This window comes from Phaeobacter sp. HS011, from assembly GCF_018101215.1.
In the GTDB taxonomy this organism is placed as follows: Bacteria; Pseudomonadota; Alphaproteobacteria; order Rhodobacterales; family Rhodobacteraceae; genus Phaeobacter; species Phaeobacter inhibens.
The window spans coordinates 11993-27550 of the sequence record NZ_JAGEUF010000012.1; the positions used below are offsets into that span (position 1 = coordinate 11993).

At 62.5% G+C, this 15558-nt stretch carries 16 protein-coding genes; all 16 read left to right on the plus strand.

What is annotated here, in order from left to right:
- Nucleotides 1-261: 261 nt before the first annotated feature.
- The 16 genes from ruvC to J4721_RS18390 all read left to right on the plus strand — a co-directional run bounded on the left by ruvC (nucleotide 262) and on the right by J4721_RS18390 (nucleotide 15521).
- On the plus strand, nucleotides 262-759 hold the full coding sequence (gene ruvC, locus J4721_RS18315; protein ID WP_014873682.1) for a crossover junction endodeoxyribonuclease RuvC: 498 nt from the start codon (nucleotides 262-264) through the stop codon (nucleotides 757-759).
- Nucleotides 756-1445 (plus strand): Holliday junction branch migration protein RuvA, encoded by a 690-nt coding sequence (gene ruvA / locus J4721_RS18320; RefSeq protein ID WP_061049402.1) that lies wholly within the window; start codon nucleotides 756-758, stop codon nucleotides 1443-1445. Before ruvC ends, ruvA begins: the two co-directional genes overlap by 4 nt.
- A gap of 117 nt (nucleotides 1446-1562) precedes the next feature.
- On the plus strand, nucleotides 1563-2594 hold the full coding sequence (ruvB, locus tag J4721_RS18325; protein WP_014873684.1) for a Holliday junction branch migration DNA helicase RuvB: 1032 nt from the start codon (nucleotides 1563-1565) through the stop codon (nucleotides 2592-2594).
- Nucleotides 2595-2891: 297 nt separating this feature from the next.
- The gene (locus tag J4721_RS18330; protein ID WP_211003440.1) at nucleotides 2892-3560 is read left to right on the plus strand and encodes a hypothetical protein; all 669 of its coding nucleotides are present in this window, start codon (nucleotides 2892-2894) and stop codon (nucleotides 3558-3560) included.
- Nucleotides 3561-3585: 25 nt separating this feature from the next.
- Complete coding sequence (gene ybgC, locus J4721_RS18335) at nucleotides 3586-3972, plus strand: tol-pal system-associated acyl-CoA thioesterase (protein ID WP_102857975.1); 387 nt, start codon at nucleotides 3586-3588, stop codon at nucleotides 3970-3972.
- 114 nt (nucleotides 3973-4086) lie between these two features.
- Nucleotides 4087-4782, plus strand: coding sequence for a protein TolQ (tolQ, locus tag J4721_RS18340; protein WP_014873687.1), 696 nt, complete (start codon nucleotides 4087-4089; stop codon nucleotides 4780-4782).
- Nucleotides 4783-4785: 3 nt separating this feature from the next.
- The gene (gene tolR, locus J4721_RS18345) at nucleotides 4786-5274 is read left to right on the plus strand and encodes a protein TolR (RefSeq protein WP_027247938.1); all 489 of its coding nucleotides are present in this window, start codon (nucleotides 4786-4788) and stop codon (nucleotides 5272-5274) included.
- Nucleotides 5275-5287: 13 nt separating this feature from the next.
- Entirely contained in the window at nucleotides 5288-6427 is a 1140-nt protein-coding gene (locus J4721_RS18350; RefSeq protein WP_211003439.1) for an energy transducer TonB, read from the plus strand.
- Nucleotides 6424-7764: a Tol-Pal system beta propeller repeat protein TolB gene (gene tolB, locus J4721_RS18355; RefSeq protein ID WP_044041374.1), complete on the plus strand. Its 1341-nt coding sequence runs from the start codon at nucleotides 6424-6426 to the stop codon at nucleotides 7762-7764. Before J4721_RS18350 ends, tolB begins: the two co-directional genes overlap by 4 nt.
- A 121-nt stretch (nucleotides 7765-7885) precedes the next feature.
- Nucleotides 7886-8395 carry a peptidoglycan-associated lipoprotein Pal gene (gene pal, locus J4721_RS18360; protein ID WP_014873691.1) on the plus strand — a complete coding sequence of 170 codons (510 nt, stop codon included), beginning with the start codon at nucleotides 7886-7888 and terminating at the stop codon, nucleotides 8393-8395.
- Between the two features lie 6 nt (nucleotides 8396-8401).
- Entirely contained in the window at nucleotides 8402-9244 is an 843-nt protein-coding gene (gene ybgF, locus J4721_RS18365) for a tol-pal system protein YbgF (protein ID WP_211003438.1), read from the plus strand.
- A 53-nt stretch (nucleotides 9245-9297) separates the two neighbouring features.
- A complete protein-coding gene (tilS, locus tag J4721_RS18370) occupies nucleotides 9298-10503 on the plus strand; it encodes a tRNA lysidine(34) synthetase TilS (protein WP_256440715.1) in 1206 nt (401 codons plus the stop codon).
- A 77-nt stretch (nucleotides 10504-10580) separates the two neighbouring features.
- Nucleotides 10581-12494 (plus strand): ATP-dependent zinc metalloprotease FtsH, encoded by a 1914-nt coding sequence (gene ftsH / locus J4721_RS18375; RefSeq protein ID WP_014873694.1) that lies wholly within the window; start codon nucleotides 10581-10583, stop codon nucleotides 12492-12494.
- A gap of 185 nt (nucleotides 12495-12679) precedes the next feature.
- On the plus strand, nucleotides 12680-13258 hold the full coding sequence (locus J4721_RS18380; protein WP_014873695.1) for an MOSC domain-containing protein: 579 nt from the start codon (nucleotides 12680-12682) through the stop codon (nucleotides 13256-13258).
- A 222-nt stretch (nucleotides 13259-13480) separates the two neighbouring features.
- Nucleotides 13481-15157, plus strand: coding sequence for a formate--tetrahydrofolate ligase (locus tag J4721_RS18385; RefSeq protein ID WP_211003436.1), 1677 nt, complete (start codon nucleotides 13481-13483; stop codon nucleotides 15155-15157).
- 58 nt (nucleotides 15158-15215) lie between these two features.
- The gene (locus tag J4721_RS18390; protein WP_014873697.1) at nucleotides 15216-15521 is read left to right on the plus strand and encodes a chorismate mutase; all 306 of its coding nucleotides are present in this window, start codon (nucleotides 15216-15218) and stop codon (nucleotides 15519-15521) included.
- The last annotated feature ends 37 nt before the right edge of the window (nucleotides 15522-15558 follow it).

Consider the following 15558-nt stretch of genomic DNA (forward strand, 5'->3'; position numbering starts at 1 on the left):
GTCATATGCGAAAAACGCATGGCTGATTGTCCATATAAACAAGGGAATTGGATGAATTTTTAGCTGTTCGAAAGGAATGTCGGTTTCGCCTCGGAAGAGGGTCGTTTTCAGAACAGGATTTGTAGGTTTTTGCGCCACAGGTGCCGCGCGGCATCCCTGCAGGGCACAGAATGCGGGCCAGCAAAGCAATTGGACATGTTCGCCTTTTGTGCTAATCCTGAGGAAAATTACACCTCCACATCGGGCAGGGATAGGGCAGACATGCGAATATTGGGCATCGATCCGGGGTTGCGGAACCTCGGTTGGGGGGTGATCGAATCACATGGCACCCGTCTCAGCCATGTCGCCAATGGCGTCTGCACCTCCGATGGCGATGATCTGGGCGAACGGCTGCTGTCGCTCCACAATCAGGTGATCGAAGTGATCGCGGCCTACCGTCCCGATCAGGCCGCCATCGAACAGACCTTCGTGAACAAAGATGGTGCGGGCACGCTGAAACTGGGTCAGGCCCGTGGCGTGGCCCTGATGACATTGGCGCAGGCCGGTCTGCCGGTGGGTGAATACGCGCCGAACCGCGTCAAGAAAACTGTGGTCGGCGTGGGTCATGCGGCCAAGGAGCAGATCCTCCACATGGTGAAACTTCAGCTGCCCGGCTGCCTGCCCAAGAACGCCGATGCGGCAGATGCTCTGGCCATTGCCATCTGTCATGCGTTTTATGGGGGCACGCAACAACGCCAGCTGAAGGAGAAGCGCGCGTGATCGGAAAACTCACCGGACGACTGGAATACCGCAGCAGCGATCACGTGCTGATCGATGTGCGCGGCGTCGGCTATATCGTCTATTGCTCCGACCGCACCATGGCCACGCTCCCCGGCACGGGAGAGGCGGTGGCGCTTTATACCGACATGGTGGTGCGCGAGGATCTGATGCAGCTCTATGGCTTTCCTTCGTTGATGGAAAAGGAATGGCACCGCCTGCTGACCTCGGTGCAGGGGGTTGGGGCCAAGGTCTCGCTGGCGATTCTTGGCACGCTTGGCCCTGAAGGCGTCAGCCGCGCCATTGCCCTTGGTGATTGGGCGACCGTGAAGGCAGCCAAAGGCGTTGGCCCAAAAACGGCGCAGCGCATCGTGTTGGATCTGAAGGACAAGGCACCGGGTGTGATGGCCATGGGCGGCACCATCGCTGACGCCATGGATGGGCCGGGGCTGGATGTGGTCGAATCTGCCGAACCAGTGAGCACGGCCAAGAAACCCCGCAAGGCGCCACCCAAGGCCCCCTCCGGTGCCGCAGCTGCCTCTGCGGGGGCGCTCTCTGCGCTTGGCAATCTGGGCTATGGTCCGTCGGATGCAGCCGCCGCCGTGGCCGAGGCGGCCGCCACCTATCCAGACGCCAATGAGGCCGAGCTGATCCGCGCCGCCCTGCGTCTTCTGGCGCCGAAGGGGTGATGATGACACAGAAAGAGCAGCGCCTGAGCCTGGGTGGGTGCGAAGCGCCCTCCCGTGGGGAGGGTCGGGCGCTGCCCGGCCTTCAGCCGGACGAAACATATGCGAGCAAGCGGTACCATGATTGACGCCGATCCCACCCTGCGCCCCGCGCCTCTGCCCGAAGACAGCGCCGCCGAAAACGACCGTGCCCTGCGGCCGCAGGGGCTGGGCGAATTCATCGGTCAGGCCGAAGCCCGCGCCAATCTCCGTGTCTTTATCGAAAGCGCCCGCCGCCGGGGTGAGGCGATGGATCACACGCTGTTCCATGGCCCCCCGGGTCTGGGTAAAACCACGCTCGCGCAGATCGTCGCCCGCGAGCTGGGCGTGAACTTTCGCATGACTTCAGGCCCGGTCTTGGCCAAGGCCGGTGATCTGGCGGCGATCCTCACAAATCTGGAATCCCGCGACGTGCTGTTCATCGACGAAATCCACCGGCTGAACCCGGCGGTGGAGGAGGTGCTTTACCCGGCGATGGAGGATTTTGAGCTGGATCTGGTGATCGGTGAAGGTCCCGCCGCGCGTACTGTGCGGATTGAACTCCAGCCCTTCACCCTTGTTGGTGCCACCACCCGCATGGGTCTGCTGACGACACCGCTGCGCGACCGGTTTGGCATCCCGACGCGATTGCAATTCTATACCGTGGATGAGCTGTTCGAGATCGTCAGCCGCAACGCCCGCAAACTGGGGGCGCCCGCCGATGACGAAGGCGCCCGCGAGATCGCGCGGCGCGCCCGCGGCACCCCAAGGATCGCCGGACGGCTCTTGCGCCGCGTGGTGGACTTCGCGGTTGTTGAGGGCGATGGCACCATCACCCGGGAGCTGGCCGATGGTGCGTTGACGCGGCTAGGGGTGGATCAGTTGGGGCTGGACGGCGCCGACCGGCGCTATCTGAGGATGGTGGCAGAGAACTATGGCGGCGGACCCGTAGGGATCGAAACCATGTCAGCGGCCCTGAGCGAAAGCCGTGATGCGCTGGAAGAGGTGATCGAGCCTTACTTGCTGCAGCAGGGGCTGATCCAGCGCACGCCGCGCGGGCGGATGTTGGCGCATAAGGCCTGGACCCACCTTGGACTGACGCCGCCACGGGGGCAGGGCGACCTGTTGCTATAGGGCGCCACCTGATGTGGCCCCGCATCAGCATGCGTGCGGGTTGGCGTCAAAACAGCCTGAAAGCGTTAAAATGGGTTTGAAGAATTAGACTCAATTTTAGCGTATGTTTCGCGTGCGAAACATTTGGTCAGTGGTGCTGACATTCCCCGTGCGAACGAGATCAGGGCACCGGGAGAGATGCGGCGGGGGATATTTGAGGCCAGAAGATGCACGGCAGTCCCCGGTCGCAACCCTTGCCGTTGATCCCGTGAGCGGGCATTAAGCCCTTTCAAGACCGCAGTCTGAGTAGAGAACCGCATGATGACCCCAGCCGAGATCGAAGCCCTGTTTACCCGCGCGGACGGCGCTTATGCCTTTGCCCGCTGGGGGCGGCCGATTGCGCCGATCGTCTTTGGGGTTGAGGATGAGACGCTGAAAACCGTCAAGGGCGCGCTGGAGGCGGTTGTGACGCTGGCGGGACACCAGATGGCGGAGACCGATCCCGAGCTGGGCGCAAATCTGATGCTGTTCTTTTTCCGCGATTGGGACGAGCTGTTGGAGGTGCCGGACCTTGGCCGGTTGATCCCGGATCTGGACCCGCTGGTGGCGCGTCTGAAACAGGCGGATGCCAGCCAGTACCGCGCCTTCCGGTTTGACGATCAGGGCGGCATCCAGGCCTGCTTTACCTTCCTGCGCATGTCGGGTGACATGGCCAGGCTGCCCGCAGAAACCCTCGCGCTGACGCAGGCGGTGCAGGCGATGCTGACCTGGGGTGACGGCGCCTTTGCCGAAACCTCGCCGCTGGCGGTGTTGCCGGACACCGGCGCCACCATTCTGCGGCCCGAGATTGCCGGGGTGATCGCGGCGGCCTATGATCGGATGATGCCGGTTTCTGCCGCCGACAGTTCCCATGCGCTGCGCCTGTTTGCGCGGCTTCAGGCGCCGGTGACGCCGCCTTCAGATGACGCCGCCCCGACCACCCACTGAGCCGTCTCCAGAAAGGCCAAGACAGATGATCCATCGCTTTCCGGTTCGGGTATATTACGAAGACACCGACATGGGCGGGATCGTCTATCACGCCAATTATCTGCGGTTTATCGAACGGGCGCGCAGCGACTGGGTGCGCAACCTCGGCAATGATCAGAACGCCATGCGCGAGGCCGGGCTGATCTGGGTTGTGCGCCGGATTGAGGCGGATTACCTCGCCCCTGCCAAATTCGATGAGGAGCTGCGGATCGAGACCGAGGTGCAGAAGGTCACCCCGGCACGGCTCACCATGTCACAGCAGGTGTTTCGCGGTGAGACGGAGCTGTTTCGCGCCACCGTCACCGTGGTTTGCGTCAATGCAGAGAGTGGAGCGCCCATCCGCCTGCCGGCAGAGATTCGCGCATTGCTGTAACAATTCCTGCTCTCACGGCTGTTTCATTGGCTTTTGGCCTTGAACTGCGATAGCCTTTTGCCAAATCAAAGCCGGGAAACGGCTGAAAAACGGCCAAAAACATAGAGCAGGTCCATGGAAGCAGAAACTCTGGCGTTGGCGCAGGAGATTGATTTCTCCATGTGGGGGCTATTCGCGCGGGCGACCCTGACGGTCAAATTGGTGATGCTGATGCTGGTCGTCGCCTCCATTTGGTCCTGGGCAATCATCCTGCAGAAACTGATCAACTATCGTCTCGCCCGGCGTGAGGCGGCGGAGTTCGACCGCGCCTTCTGGTCCGGTGAGCCGCTGGATGGTCTGTTTGACCAGATCGGCCCGCAGCCCAAGGGGCAGTCGCAACGGATCTTTGCCGCCGGGATGACCGAATGGCGGCGCAGCCATCGCACCGACGGGGCGCTGATTGCGGGCGCACAGGCGCGGATCGAACGGTCGATGGATGTGGCCATCGCCAAGGAAAGCGAACATGTGCAGAGCGGTCTGTCGATCCTGGCCACTGTTGGCTCTACCGCGCCCTTTGTCGGTTTGTTTGGGACCGTCTGGGGCATCATGACCGCCTTTATCGAGATCGCAGAGCAGCAGAATACCAACCTTGCCGTTGTGGCTCCGGGCATTGCCGAGGCGCTGATGGCGACGGGTCTGGGGCTGCTGGCTGCGATTCCTGCGGTGATTTTCTACAACAAGCTGAGCGCGGACAGCGACCGCATCATCGGCAGCTACGAAGCCTTTGCCGATGAGTTTTCCACCATCCTCAGCCGCCAGCTGGATTCCTGATCCATGGGGGCCTCGGTTCAACCCAATGCCGCCAATGGGCGCCGCCGGGGACGGCGGCGTAGCCGTGCGCGGCCGATGGCGGAAATCAACGTCACGCCCTTTGTCGATGTCATGCTGGTGCTGCTGATCATCTTTATGGTGGCGGCCCCGTTGATGACGGTTGGTGTGCCGGTGGAACTGCCAAAGACCGCCGCAGGCGCGCTGCCGGGCGATGAGGAAGAGCCGCTGACCGTGACCATGACCGCCAGCGGCGAGATCCAGATCCAGACCACTGCCGTGGCCCCGGATGAGCTGATCGCCAAACTGCGCGCCATCGCGGCAGAGCGGTCTTCGGATCAGGTTTTCCTGCGCGCCGATGGGGCGATCCCATACGAGGCGGTGATGCAGGTGATGGGCGCGCTGAACGCCGGTGGCTTTTCCAGCGTTGGACTGGTGACCGATGTAGGTGGCCCGAGCCTTGACGGGCGTGCCGTCGACGATACCGGACAATAGGCGGGGCACGGGTGTGCAAACCGGAACCAAGATCTCTGTTGCAGGCCACGCGCTGCTGGCGGGCTGGGTCGTGTTCGGCGCCTGGTTTCCGTCTGAACCCTTGCCGCTTGCTGTGCAGGATGTGGCGCTGATCAGTTCGGAGCAGTTTGCCAAGCTGAGCCAGCAGCGCGCCGCGCCAGTGGTGGCGGATACCGCAGGTGATCTGACCCAGCCCGAACCGGAGCCGCGCCCGGAGGTGACGTCACCGCCAGAGCCGGATCCAGAGCCGCAGATCACCCAACCTGAGCCGGTTACCCCGCCTGAACCGGATGCCGAGTTGAGCGAGCGGCCAGAACCGCAGCCAGTCGAGCCGGCCCCGCCGGTCGCCGCGCCGACGCCGCCGGATGTGCCTGATGCAACGACTGTGACGCCGCAATTGACCGAGCGCCCGCAGCTGCGCCCGGTTGATCGGGTTGCACCAACACCTGTCGCACCGCCGGAACCAGACACGCAGATTGCTGATGTGGCCCAGCCCGAGGTGTCCGATGAGGTCGGGACCGAACCTGCACAGGAATCCCAGCAGGCCACCGCCGAAGCGGCGGCCAATGACCGGATCGTGACCGAGGAGGTCGAGGCCGAGACCGATCAGGTGGCCAGCGCCGCCCCCGCGCAGTCCTTGCGCCCGAGGCGGCGACCTGATCGCCCTGAACCCGTGGCGCAACCCGAACCGGAGCCCGCCGCGGCTGAACCTGAAACCGCCCCATCCCCGGATCGCTCTGATGCGGTGGAGGATGCATTGGCCGCAGCCCTTGCCGGTGGTGGTGAGGTGGAAGCGCCGGAACCCTCCGGGCCGCCGCTGACCAGCGGAGAGAAGGACGCGTTGCGGGTTGCGGTGCAGCAATGCTGGAATGTGGGTTCGCTGTCATCGGAGGCACTGCGCACCACCGTGGTGGTCTCCGTCGCATTGACACAGGATGGCCGACCGGAAGAGGGCAGCATTCGAATGCTGTCCAGCACTGGCGGATCAGGATCGGCGGCCAATCAGGCCTTTGGCGCGGCACGGCGGGCGATTTTGCGCTGCGGTGCGCGCGGCTTTCAACTTCCGTCTGACAAATATGCCCAATGGCGTAATATCGAAATGACCTTCAATCCCGAAAGGATGCGGATCAAATGAGGACATATCTGGCAACGCTCGTGATGGGCGCGACCCTGCTGGGAGCGGCGGTGATGACGTCTGCTCTGCCTGCGCAGGCACAGGATGGCCCCTTGCGGATCGAAATCACCGACGGGGTGATCGAACCCTTGCCCTATGCGGTGCCCGGCTTTGTGCCCGAAACCCCTGCCGCTGCTGAACTGGCGCGCGATATCTCGCGGGTGATCGCAGCGGATCTGAGCGGCACCGGCCTGTTTCGTGAGGTGCCGGCCTCGGCGCATATCTCCAAGGTTACCGATTTTGACGCTGCGGTGTCCTATGCCGACTGGAAGGCTGTGAATGCGCAGGCGCTGATCACCGGCGCGCTCAGCGTCAATGGCAATCGGCTGACAGTGCGGTTCCGTGGGCATGATGTCTTTGCCGAGAAAGAACTCGGCACGGGGCTGCAATTTTCCGGCACCACCGATGGCTGGCGGCGTATGGCGCATAAGGTGGCGGATGTAATCTACAGCCGCATCACCGGCGAGAGCGGCTATTTCGACAGCCGCGTGGTGTTCGTCTCCGAAAGCGGGCCGAAGAATGACCGGCGCAAGCGCTTGGCGATCATGGATTACGACGGCGCCAATGTGCAGTATCTGACCAACAGCGCCTCCATCGTGCTGGCGCCACGCTTCTCTCCCACCGGTGACCGGGTGCTTTACACCAGCTATGAGAGCGGCTTTCCACAGATCCATGTGCTGGATGTGGGCAGCGTTCAACGCCGGGTTCTGTCGGCGGACAATGGCATCATGAGCTTTGCGCCGCGCTTCGCCCCGGATGGGCGCACGGTGGTCTATTCGCAGTCGCAGGGCGGCAATACCGATATTTTCACCATGAATATCGACACCGGCGCCCGCACTCGTCTGACCAGCGCGCCGTCGATTGAAACGGCCCCGTCGTTTTCGCCGGATGGCAGTCAGATTGTTTTTGAAAGCGACCGTTCCGGTGCGCCGCAGCTTTATGTGATGGCGGCCACCGGCGGCGAGGCCCGGCGGATCAGCTTTGGCGCGGGGCGCTACGGCACCCCGGTCTGGTCACCGCGCGGGGATATGATCGCCTTTACCAAACAGAACAAGGGCCGGTTCCACATTGGTGTGATGCGCACCGATGGCAGCGAGGAACGCCTGCTGACGGCCTCCTTCCTCGATGAGGGGCCAACCTGGTCGCCCAATGGCCGGGTGATCATGTTCACCCGCGAGACCCAGGGCGCCAGCGGCCGGGCGCTGCTTTATTCGGTGGATGTTTCAGGGCGCAATCTGAAACCTGTGCGCACCCCGGATGGCGCGTCGGACCCGGCATGGTCGCCGCTACAGAACTGAGGTGTCGCGCGTCTGCCATGTCGGTCCGATGCGCGCGCCAGGAACGAAGACCAAAGTGGCAGCGGCACCAGCGCTGTGATAAATCTGGTGCAAGATATGGAAACGGGACGAGGCGGACATCATGAGTGGTTTGACAAAAGCGATGCTGGTGGCAGCGGCATTGGGACTGAGTGCCTGTGCAGGCAATCCCTGGGACGATACGGCAGGAGGCGGTGGCTCCGGTGCGGGAGCGGGGGCCGGGGCTGCCGGACAGCTTGACCCCAGCAGCCCGGCTTATTTCCAGCAGACCGTTGGAGACCGGGTGTTGTTTGCGGTTGACCAGTCGACCCTTTCGCCCGCCGCGCAGAGCGTTCTGCAGGGGCAGGCGCGCTGGCTGACCGCGAACCCGGACTATGTGGTCACTATCGAAGGCCACGCGGATGAGCAGGGCACGCGGGAATATAACCTCGCCCTCGGGGCGCGCCGCGCCAATGCCGCGCGGGAATATCTGCTGTCGCAAGGGGTTGCGGGCAACCGTCTGCAAGTCGTCAGCTTTGGCAAGGAACGCCCGCTGGAGATCTGCTCGAATGAGGCTTGTTACACCAAGAACCGTCGCGCGGTCACCGTGCTGGCGGGTGGTCTGACGGGGTAAGCGATCATGCAACTGCGTCCTTTTGCGATTGCCGCCCTTGCACTGACCCTGGCCATGCCGCCGCTGATGGCGCGGGCGCAGGATGAACAGACCCTCGCCGATATTCGTCAGGAGCTGACGGTGCTGCACGTAGAAATCCAGCGGCTGAAGCGGGAGATGTCGACCACTGGCAGCCCGCAGACCAATGTCGCAGGTGACAGCGTGCTGGATCGGGTCAGCGCCATCGAGGCAGAGCTGCAGCGGCTGACCGCGCAGACCGAACAGCTGTCTTACCGGGTGGATCGCGTGGTGCAGGATGGCACCAACCGGATCGGTGATCTGGAATTCCGGCTGGTGGAGCTGGAAGGCGGCGATATCTCGCAGCTGGGCGAAACCACCACGCTTGGCGGTGGGGAATTGCCGGAAGGCGGCGCGCCCGCCCTGCTGGCGACGCCGGGCACGGCTGTTGATACCACCTCTGAGCTGGCCGTGGGGGAACAGGCGGATTTCGATGCCGCCAAAGCGGCGCTGGACAGCGGCGCCTATCAGGAGGCGGCGGAGAAATTTGCAGCCTTCACGCAGGCTTATCCGGGCAGCCCGTTGGCCGCTGCGGTGGAATATAACCGTGGCAAGGCGCTTGATGGGTTGGGCGACACCCGTGAGGCCGCGCGGGCCTATCTGGCGTCCTTCTCCGGCAATGCTACGGGTGAGACCGCGCCAAAAGCGTTGTTTGAACTTGGCGCAGCTCTGGGACGGCTGGGACAGACCAGTCAGGCCTGCGTGACCCTCGCCGAGGTTGGCAGCCGGTTCCCCGGCGTCGCCGAGACGGCCGCAGCGGAGGCCGAGCGCGCCAAACTGGCCTGCAATTGACCCGCCCCGACCGGGATATCCTGGCCATCGTGCAGGAGCAGTTCCGATCTGCCCTGCCTGCGAGGCTGGGGGTCGCGGTCTCCGGGGGAGGTGATTCGATGGCGCTCATGCATTTGCTGCATGAGTGTTTTGCCGATGTTGGCGTCGAGATCTGTGTTGCGACCGTGGATCACGGGTTGCGCCCGACCTCTGGTGATGAGGCGCAGATGGTTGCGGGCGCCGCTGCCAAACTGGGCATGGCCCATGACATCCTGCAATGGTGCGACCGTCCGACGGCAGGGCAGGCGGGCAACCTGCAGGAACAGGCCCGCAATGCGCGCTATGCGCTGCTGACCTCCTGGGCACAGTTGAATGACATCTCCACGGTGGCGCTGGGTCATACGGCGGATGATCAGGCCGAAACGCTGCTAATGCGGCTGGGCCGGTCGTCGGGCGTCTCTGGGCTGTCGGCCATGTCGCGTAGCCGGGCAATGGAGGGTGTGACGCTGCTGCGCCCGCTATTGGAGGTCACACGCGAAGAATTGCGCGCGTATCTGCGCGCCCGCGAGTGCTGCTGGGTCGAGGATCCCAGCAATGAGGATGCCCGATTTGAACGGGTGCGGGTGCGTCAGGCGATGGAGGCGCTGGAACCGCTGGGATTAACGGTGGAGCGGCTCGCAGCGGTGGCGCGCAATATGGGGGCGGCCCGTGAAGCGCTGGATTGGTATACGTTTCTGGCCGCCCGGGATATGGCCGAGGTGCGCGATGGCGCGATTGTGATTGACCAGCGTCAGTTCCGCACCCTGCCGGATGAAATCGCCCATCGGTTGCTGGTGCGTTCGGTGCAATGGGTCAGCGGGGCGGTACATCCGCCGCGACGGGATCCGATGATCAAGGCGCGCGATGCGGTGCGCCATGGTGGGTCCTTCACCCTTGGGGGCTGCCGGATGATCACCCGCAAGCAGCGCACCTGGATTTGCCGCGAATATAAACCGGTTGCCGAAGAGGTGGCGCTGCCGGGCAAAATCTGGGACCAGCGCTGGCGGGTTTTTGGCGGTGAGGTGCAGGATCACGAGGTGCGCGCGCTGGGGCCGGCGGGGTTGCTGCGTTGCCCTGACTGGCGTCAGGCCGAGGTCCCGGGCGCCGTTTTACAGGCCACCCCGGCGGTGTGGAAACAGGATGAGCTGATTGCCGCGCCATTGGCGGGAAATGGCAATGGATGGACCGCAGAACTGGTCCAGAACAGCGAAGAGTTCTTCACAGCCCTTTTATCGCATTGAACCTCAGTGAAGTATCCCTATTTTAGAGGCAACGAAGGCGGCCTGCCAGGTGCGCCTCGCATATTGGGAGACTTTCCTTGGGCAACGTACGCAATATCGCCTTTTGGGTTGTTCTGTTTGTGCTCGTCTTGGCGCTGTTCAACTTGTTCAGTGGTTCGGGCAGCACGATGCAGAGCCGAGAGAAGACTTTTTCTGATTTTGTCAGCGCGGTTGAAAACGGCAATGTCAGCACCGTGACGCTGGATGGCGAACAGGTTCGCTACACCACGTCGGACGGCCAGAATTTCATGACCATCAAACCCGGCGATGCCGAGGTGACCACGCTGTTGATCGACAACAACATCCCGGTGCGCGCTGAAAAGCAGCAGCAGTCCGGGTTTCAGTCATTCCTGCTGACGCTGTTGCCCTTCCTGCTGCTGATTGGTGTCTGGATCTATTTCATGAACCGGATGCAGGGCGGCGGCAAAGGTGGCGCCATGGGCTTTGGCAAGTCAAAGGCCAAGATGCTGACCGAAAAGCACGGTCGCGTGACCTTTGACGATGTTGCGGGCATTGATGAGGCCAAGGAAGAGCTGGAAGAGATCGTTGAATTCCTGCGCAACCCGCAGAAATTCTCGCGCCTCGGCGGCAAGATCCCCAAAGGCGCCTTGCTGGTGGGCCCTCCGGGCACTGGTAAAACGCTGCTGGCGCGGGCCATTGCCGGTGAGGCGGGTGTGCCGTTCTTCACCATCTCCGGTTCCGACTTTGTTGAGATGTTCGTTGGTGTCGGTGCATCCCGCGTGCGCGACATGTTCGAGCAGGCGAAGAAAAACGCGCCTTGTATTGTCTTCATCGACGAGATCGACGCGGTGGGTCGCCACCGTGGGGCCGGTTACGGCGGCGGCAATGATGAGCGTGAGCAGACGCTGAACCAGCTGCTGGTTGAGATGGACGGTTTTGAGGCCAACGAAGGCGTGATCATCCTGGCGGCCACCAACCGCAAGGACGTTCTGGACCCTGCCTTGCTGCGTCCGGGCCGGTTTGACCGTAACGTCACCGTCGGCAACCCTGACATCAAGGGCCGTGAGAAGATCCTCGGCGTGCATGCGCGCAAAACCCCGCTTGGTCCCGACGTTGATCTGCGCATCATCGCCCGCGGTACCCCCGGGTTCTCGGGCGCGGATCTGGCCAACCTTGTGAATGAGGCGGCGCTGATGGCGGCCCGTGTCGGTCGTCGCTTTGTCACCATGGAAGATTTCGAATCAGCCAAGGACAAGGTGATGATGGGGGCGGAGCGCCGCTCCATGGTGTTGACGCAGGACCAGAAGGAAAAAACCGCCTATCATGAATCGGGTCATGCCGTCGTGGGTATGGCGCTGCCGCTGTGCGATCCGGTCTACAAGGCAACCATCATCCCGCGCGGTGGTGCGCTGGGTATGGTGGTGTCACTGCCAGAAATGGACCGTCTGAACTATCACCGTGATGAATGTCAGCAGAAACTGGCGATGACCATGGCGGGTAAGGCTGCTGAGGTGATCAAATACGGTGAGGACCATGTCTCCAACGGTCCGGCGGGCGACATCCAGCAGGCCAGCCAGCTGGCGCGTGCCATGGTGCTGCGCTGGGGTATGTCGGACAAGGTCGGCAATATCGACTACGCCGAAGCGCATGAGGGCTATTCCGGCAATACCGCTGGCTTCTCGGTCTCAGCCAACACCAAAGAGCTGATCGAGGATGAGGTGAAGCGCTTTATCCAGCAGGGCTATGATCAGGCGTTGCAGATCCTCAAGGATAAGAATGAGGAATGGGAACGGCTGGCGCAGGGGCTGCTGGAGTATGAGACCCTCACCGGTGACGAGATCAAACGCGTCATGAAGGGCGAACCGCCGCAGGCGGGTGAGGATGAGGGCGACGATGCCGATACCGGCGGCGCCTCTGTCACCGCGATTCCGAAGGCCAAGCCGAAGAAATCCACATCGGATGACGGCATGGCGCCGGAGCCGTCCTCCTGACGGTAAGGCACCCGGAATACTGCACAATCAGACCCGGTCACCCCACAGGTGGCCGGGTTTTTTGATGCGCTGCCTTTGGTCGGCTGACAGTGACCCACAGAGGTTGTTCCGGGGCTGGTCAGAAACAGGGCACGTGCCTATGGTGGCGCTGATTTGTCAGGATATTTTGCAGTGGAGATGCCCCCATGCCAGTGATGCGCGAAACCGAGTTTCAGGGAGAGGTGACCTGGATCGGCTATGTTCCGGCTGCCACCGGTGGGCTGCGGTCCGAACAGCAGGATCAGCTGACGCTGGGCTTTGACGGTATCGCGGGTGAGCGCCACGAAGGTGCCTTGCGGGCCTCCTGTGTGCGGGTGCGCAACCTGCATCCCGAGGGCACGGAAATCCGAAACCTGCGCCAGATCAGCATCCTGTCGGAAGAAGAGCTGGCGTTGATCGCCGCTGATATGGGGATGGAGCGGATTGATCCCGTCCACCTTGGCGCGACGCTGGTGCTGCGCGGTATTCCCGACCTCAGCCATCTGCCGCCGTCCAGCCGGTTGCAGGGGCCGGATGGGGTGACCCTGACGGTGGATATTGAAAACCGTCCCTGCATTTTCCCGGCCAAGGAAATCGAGAAGGACCACGCGGGCTTTGGTCCGAAGTTCAAGCCAGCAGCCACCGGCAGACGCGGTGTGATGGCCTGGGTGGAACGGCCCGGCGTGCTGAAAGCGGGGGAAACCCTGCGCCTGTTTGTGCCGGATCAACCGGCCTGGGCGCCCTGAGGCCCGGCTTGAGTCGGGCCAATCTGCCCATCGGGGTTGCGTATAGGCGTCGGCCTGACACGATTGGCGATCTTTGGCTGCCCTAGGGTGAGTGAACGCCGTTTCAATGCCTGATCATGTCGGAAATCACGCGCATCGAATGTCGCAGAAGGGCTAAGTCTTGCGGGAAACCGGCACGGCTGTGCCTGTCCATTCGAGACCTCACAATTCAGGAACCCGGCCATGAGCTACAAGAGTGACATCGAAATCGCCCGCGAGGCGCAGAAGCGTCCGATCCAGGAAATCGGTGAAAAGGTCGGCATCTCCAGCGACGATCTGCTGCCCTATGGCCACGACAAGGCGAAGGTGAGCCAGGAGTTCATCAACTCGGTGCAGTCGAAGGAAGACGGCAAGCTGATCCTGGTGACCGCGATCAACCCGACCCCGGCGGGCGAAGGCAAGACCACCACCACCGTGGGTCTGGGCGACGGCCTGAACCGCATCGGCAAAAACGCGATGATCTGTATCCGCGAAGCGAGCCTCGGCCCGAACTTCGGTATGAAGGGTGGCGCCGCAGGTGGCGGTTACGCACAGGTTGTTCCGATGGAGGAAATGAACCTCCACTTCACCGGTGACTTCCACGCCATCACCTCTGCCCACTCGCTGCTGTCGGCGATGATCGACAACCACATCTACTGGGGCAATGAGTGCGAAATCGACATCCGTCGTGTGGCATGGCGTCGTGTGGTCGACATGAACGACCGCGCCCTGCGTCAGATCACGGCTTCGCTCGGTGGGGTGTCGAACGGCTTCCCGCGCGAAACCGGCTTTGACATCACCGTGGCGTCCGAAGTCATGGCGATCCTCTGCCTGGCCAACGACCTCAAGGATCTGGAAAAGCGTCTGGGCGACATTATCGTGGCCTATCGCCGCGACAAGACCCCGGTCTACTGTCGCGACATCAAGGCAGAAGGCGCAATGACCGTTCTGCTGAAAGACGCGATGCAGCCGAACCTGGTGCAGACCCTGGAAAACAACCCGGCGTTTGTCCACGGTGGCCCGTTTGCGAACATCGCACACGGCTGTAACTCCGTGATCGCAACCAAGACCGCGCTGAAAGTCGCCGACTATGTCGTCACCGAAGCAGGCTTTGGTGCGGATCTTGGTGCCGAGAAGTTCATGAACATCAAATGCCGTAAGGCAGGCATCGCACCGTCCGCGGTTGTGCTGGTTGCCACCGTGCGCGCAATGAAGATGAACGGCGGTGTGGCCAAGGCGGATCTGGGCGCTGAGAATGTCGACGCCGTAAACTCCGGTTGTGCCAACCTTGGTCGCCACATCGAGAACATCAAATCCTTTGGTGTGCCGGTTGTTGTCGCAATCAACCACTTCGTGACCGACACTGATGCGGAAGTGGAGGCCGTTAAAGCCTACGCCGCCACCCATGGTGTTGAAGCGGTTCTGTCGCGCCACTGGGAACTGGGATCTGAAGGCTCGGCACCGCTGGCCGAAAAAGTCGTGGAAATCATCGAAGGTGGCTCGGCTAACTTTGCACCGATCTACCCCGATGACATGCCGCTGTTTGAGAAGATCGAAACCATCGCCAAGCGCATCTACCGTGCTGACGAGGTTCTGGCCGACAACAAGATCCGCAACCAGCTGAAAGAATGGGAAGAAGCAGGTTATGGCAACCTGCCGGTCTGCATGGCGAAAACCCAGTATTCTTTCTCTACCGATCCGTCTCTGCGCGGCGCACCAACCGGCCATTCGGTTCCTGTCCGTGAAGTACGTCTGTCGGCGGGCGCCGGTTTCATCGTCGCAGTCTGCGGCGAGATCATGACCATGCCGGGTCTGCCACGTAAACCTGCGTCGGAAAGCATCCGCCTGAACGACGATGGCCAGATCGAAGGCTTGTTCTAAGGCCTGAAATAGGCAATCTGCGGCCCGGGGAGCCTCCCCGGGCCGCAGGAGTTTGAAGATGACTGACCGACACCCGCCACAAGACTGTGCTGATATGCCAGCACTGCGGCAGCAGATCGACAGGCTGGACCGGGATCTGATTGCGCTGCTGGCCGAACGGGCGGGCTATATCGACCGCGCGATCGCGCTGAAGACGGCCAACAACTGGCCTGCGCGCATTCCGGCCCGCGTCGAAGAGGTGGTTGCAAACGCCCGGACCACGGCCAGCGCTGCGGGGCTAGACCCCGATCTGGTCGAGAGCCTGTGGCGCCAGCTGGTAGAATGGTCGATTGCCCGTGAGGCACGGGTGATCCGCGAGGAGTAACGCGCAGCCCCATGTGGCGCGCAGCAAGAGGACAAAA

Bases quoted from the DNA above. Each gene is read 5' to 3' on its own strand.
- ruvC (WP_014873682.1), top strand. From the start codon at position 262: ATGCGAATATTGGGCATCGATCCGGGGTTGCGGAACCTCGGTTGGGGG.
- ruvB (WP_014873684.1), top strand. From the start codon at position 1,563: ATGATTGACGCCGATCCCACCCTGCGCCCCGCGCCTCTGCCCGAAGAC.
- J4721_RS18330 (WP_211003440.1), top strand. From the start codon at position 2,892: ATGATGACCCCAGCCGAGATCGAAGCCCTGTTTACCCGCGCGGACGGC.
- ybgC (WP_102857975.1), top strand. From the start codon at position 3,586: ATGATCCATCGCTTTCCGGTTCGGGTATATTACGAAGACACCGACATG.
- tolQ (WP_014873687.1), top strand. From the start codon at position 4,087: ATGGAAGCAGAAACTCTGGCGTTGGCGCAGGAGATTGATTTCTCCATG.
- tolR (WP_027247938.1), top strand. From the start codon at position 4,786: ATGGGGGCCTCGGTTCAACCCAATGCCGCCAATGGGCGCCGCCGGGGA.
- tolB (WP_044041374.1), top strand. From the start codon at position 6,424: ATGAGGACATATCTGGCAACGCTCGTGATGGGCGCGACCCTGCTGGGA.
- pal (WP_014873691.1), top strand. From the start codon at position 7,886: ATGAGTGGTTTGACAAAAGCGATGCTGGTGGCAGCGGCATTGGGACTG.
- ybgF (WP_211003438.1), top strand. From the start codon at position 8,402: ATGCAACTGCGTCCTTTTGCGATTGCCGCCCTTGCACTGACCCTGGCC.
- J4721_RS18380 (WP_014873695.1), top strand. From the start codon at position 12,680: ATGCCAGTGATGCGCGAAACCGAGTTTCAGGGAGAGGTGACCTGGATC.
- J4721_RS18385 (WP_211003436.1), top strand. From the start codon at position 13,481: ATGAGCTACAAGAGTGACATCGAAATCGCCCGCGAGGCGCAGAAGCGT.
- J4721_RS18390 (WP_014873697.1), top strand. From the start codon at position 15,216: ATGACTGACCGACACCCGCCACAAGACTGTGCTGATATGCCAGCACTG.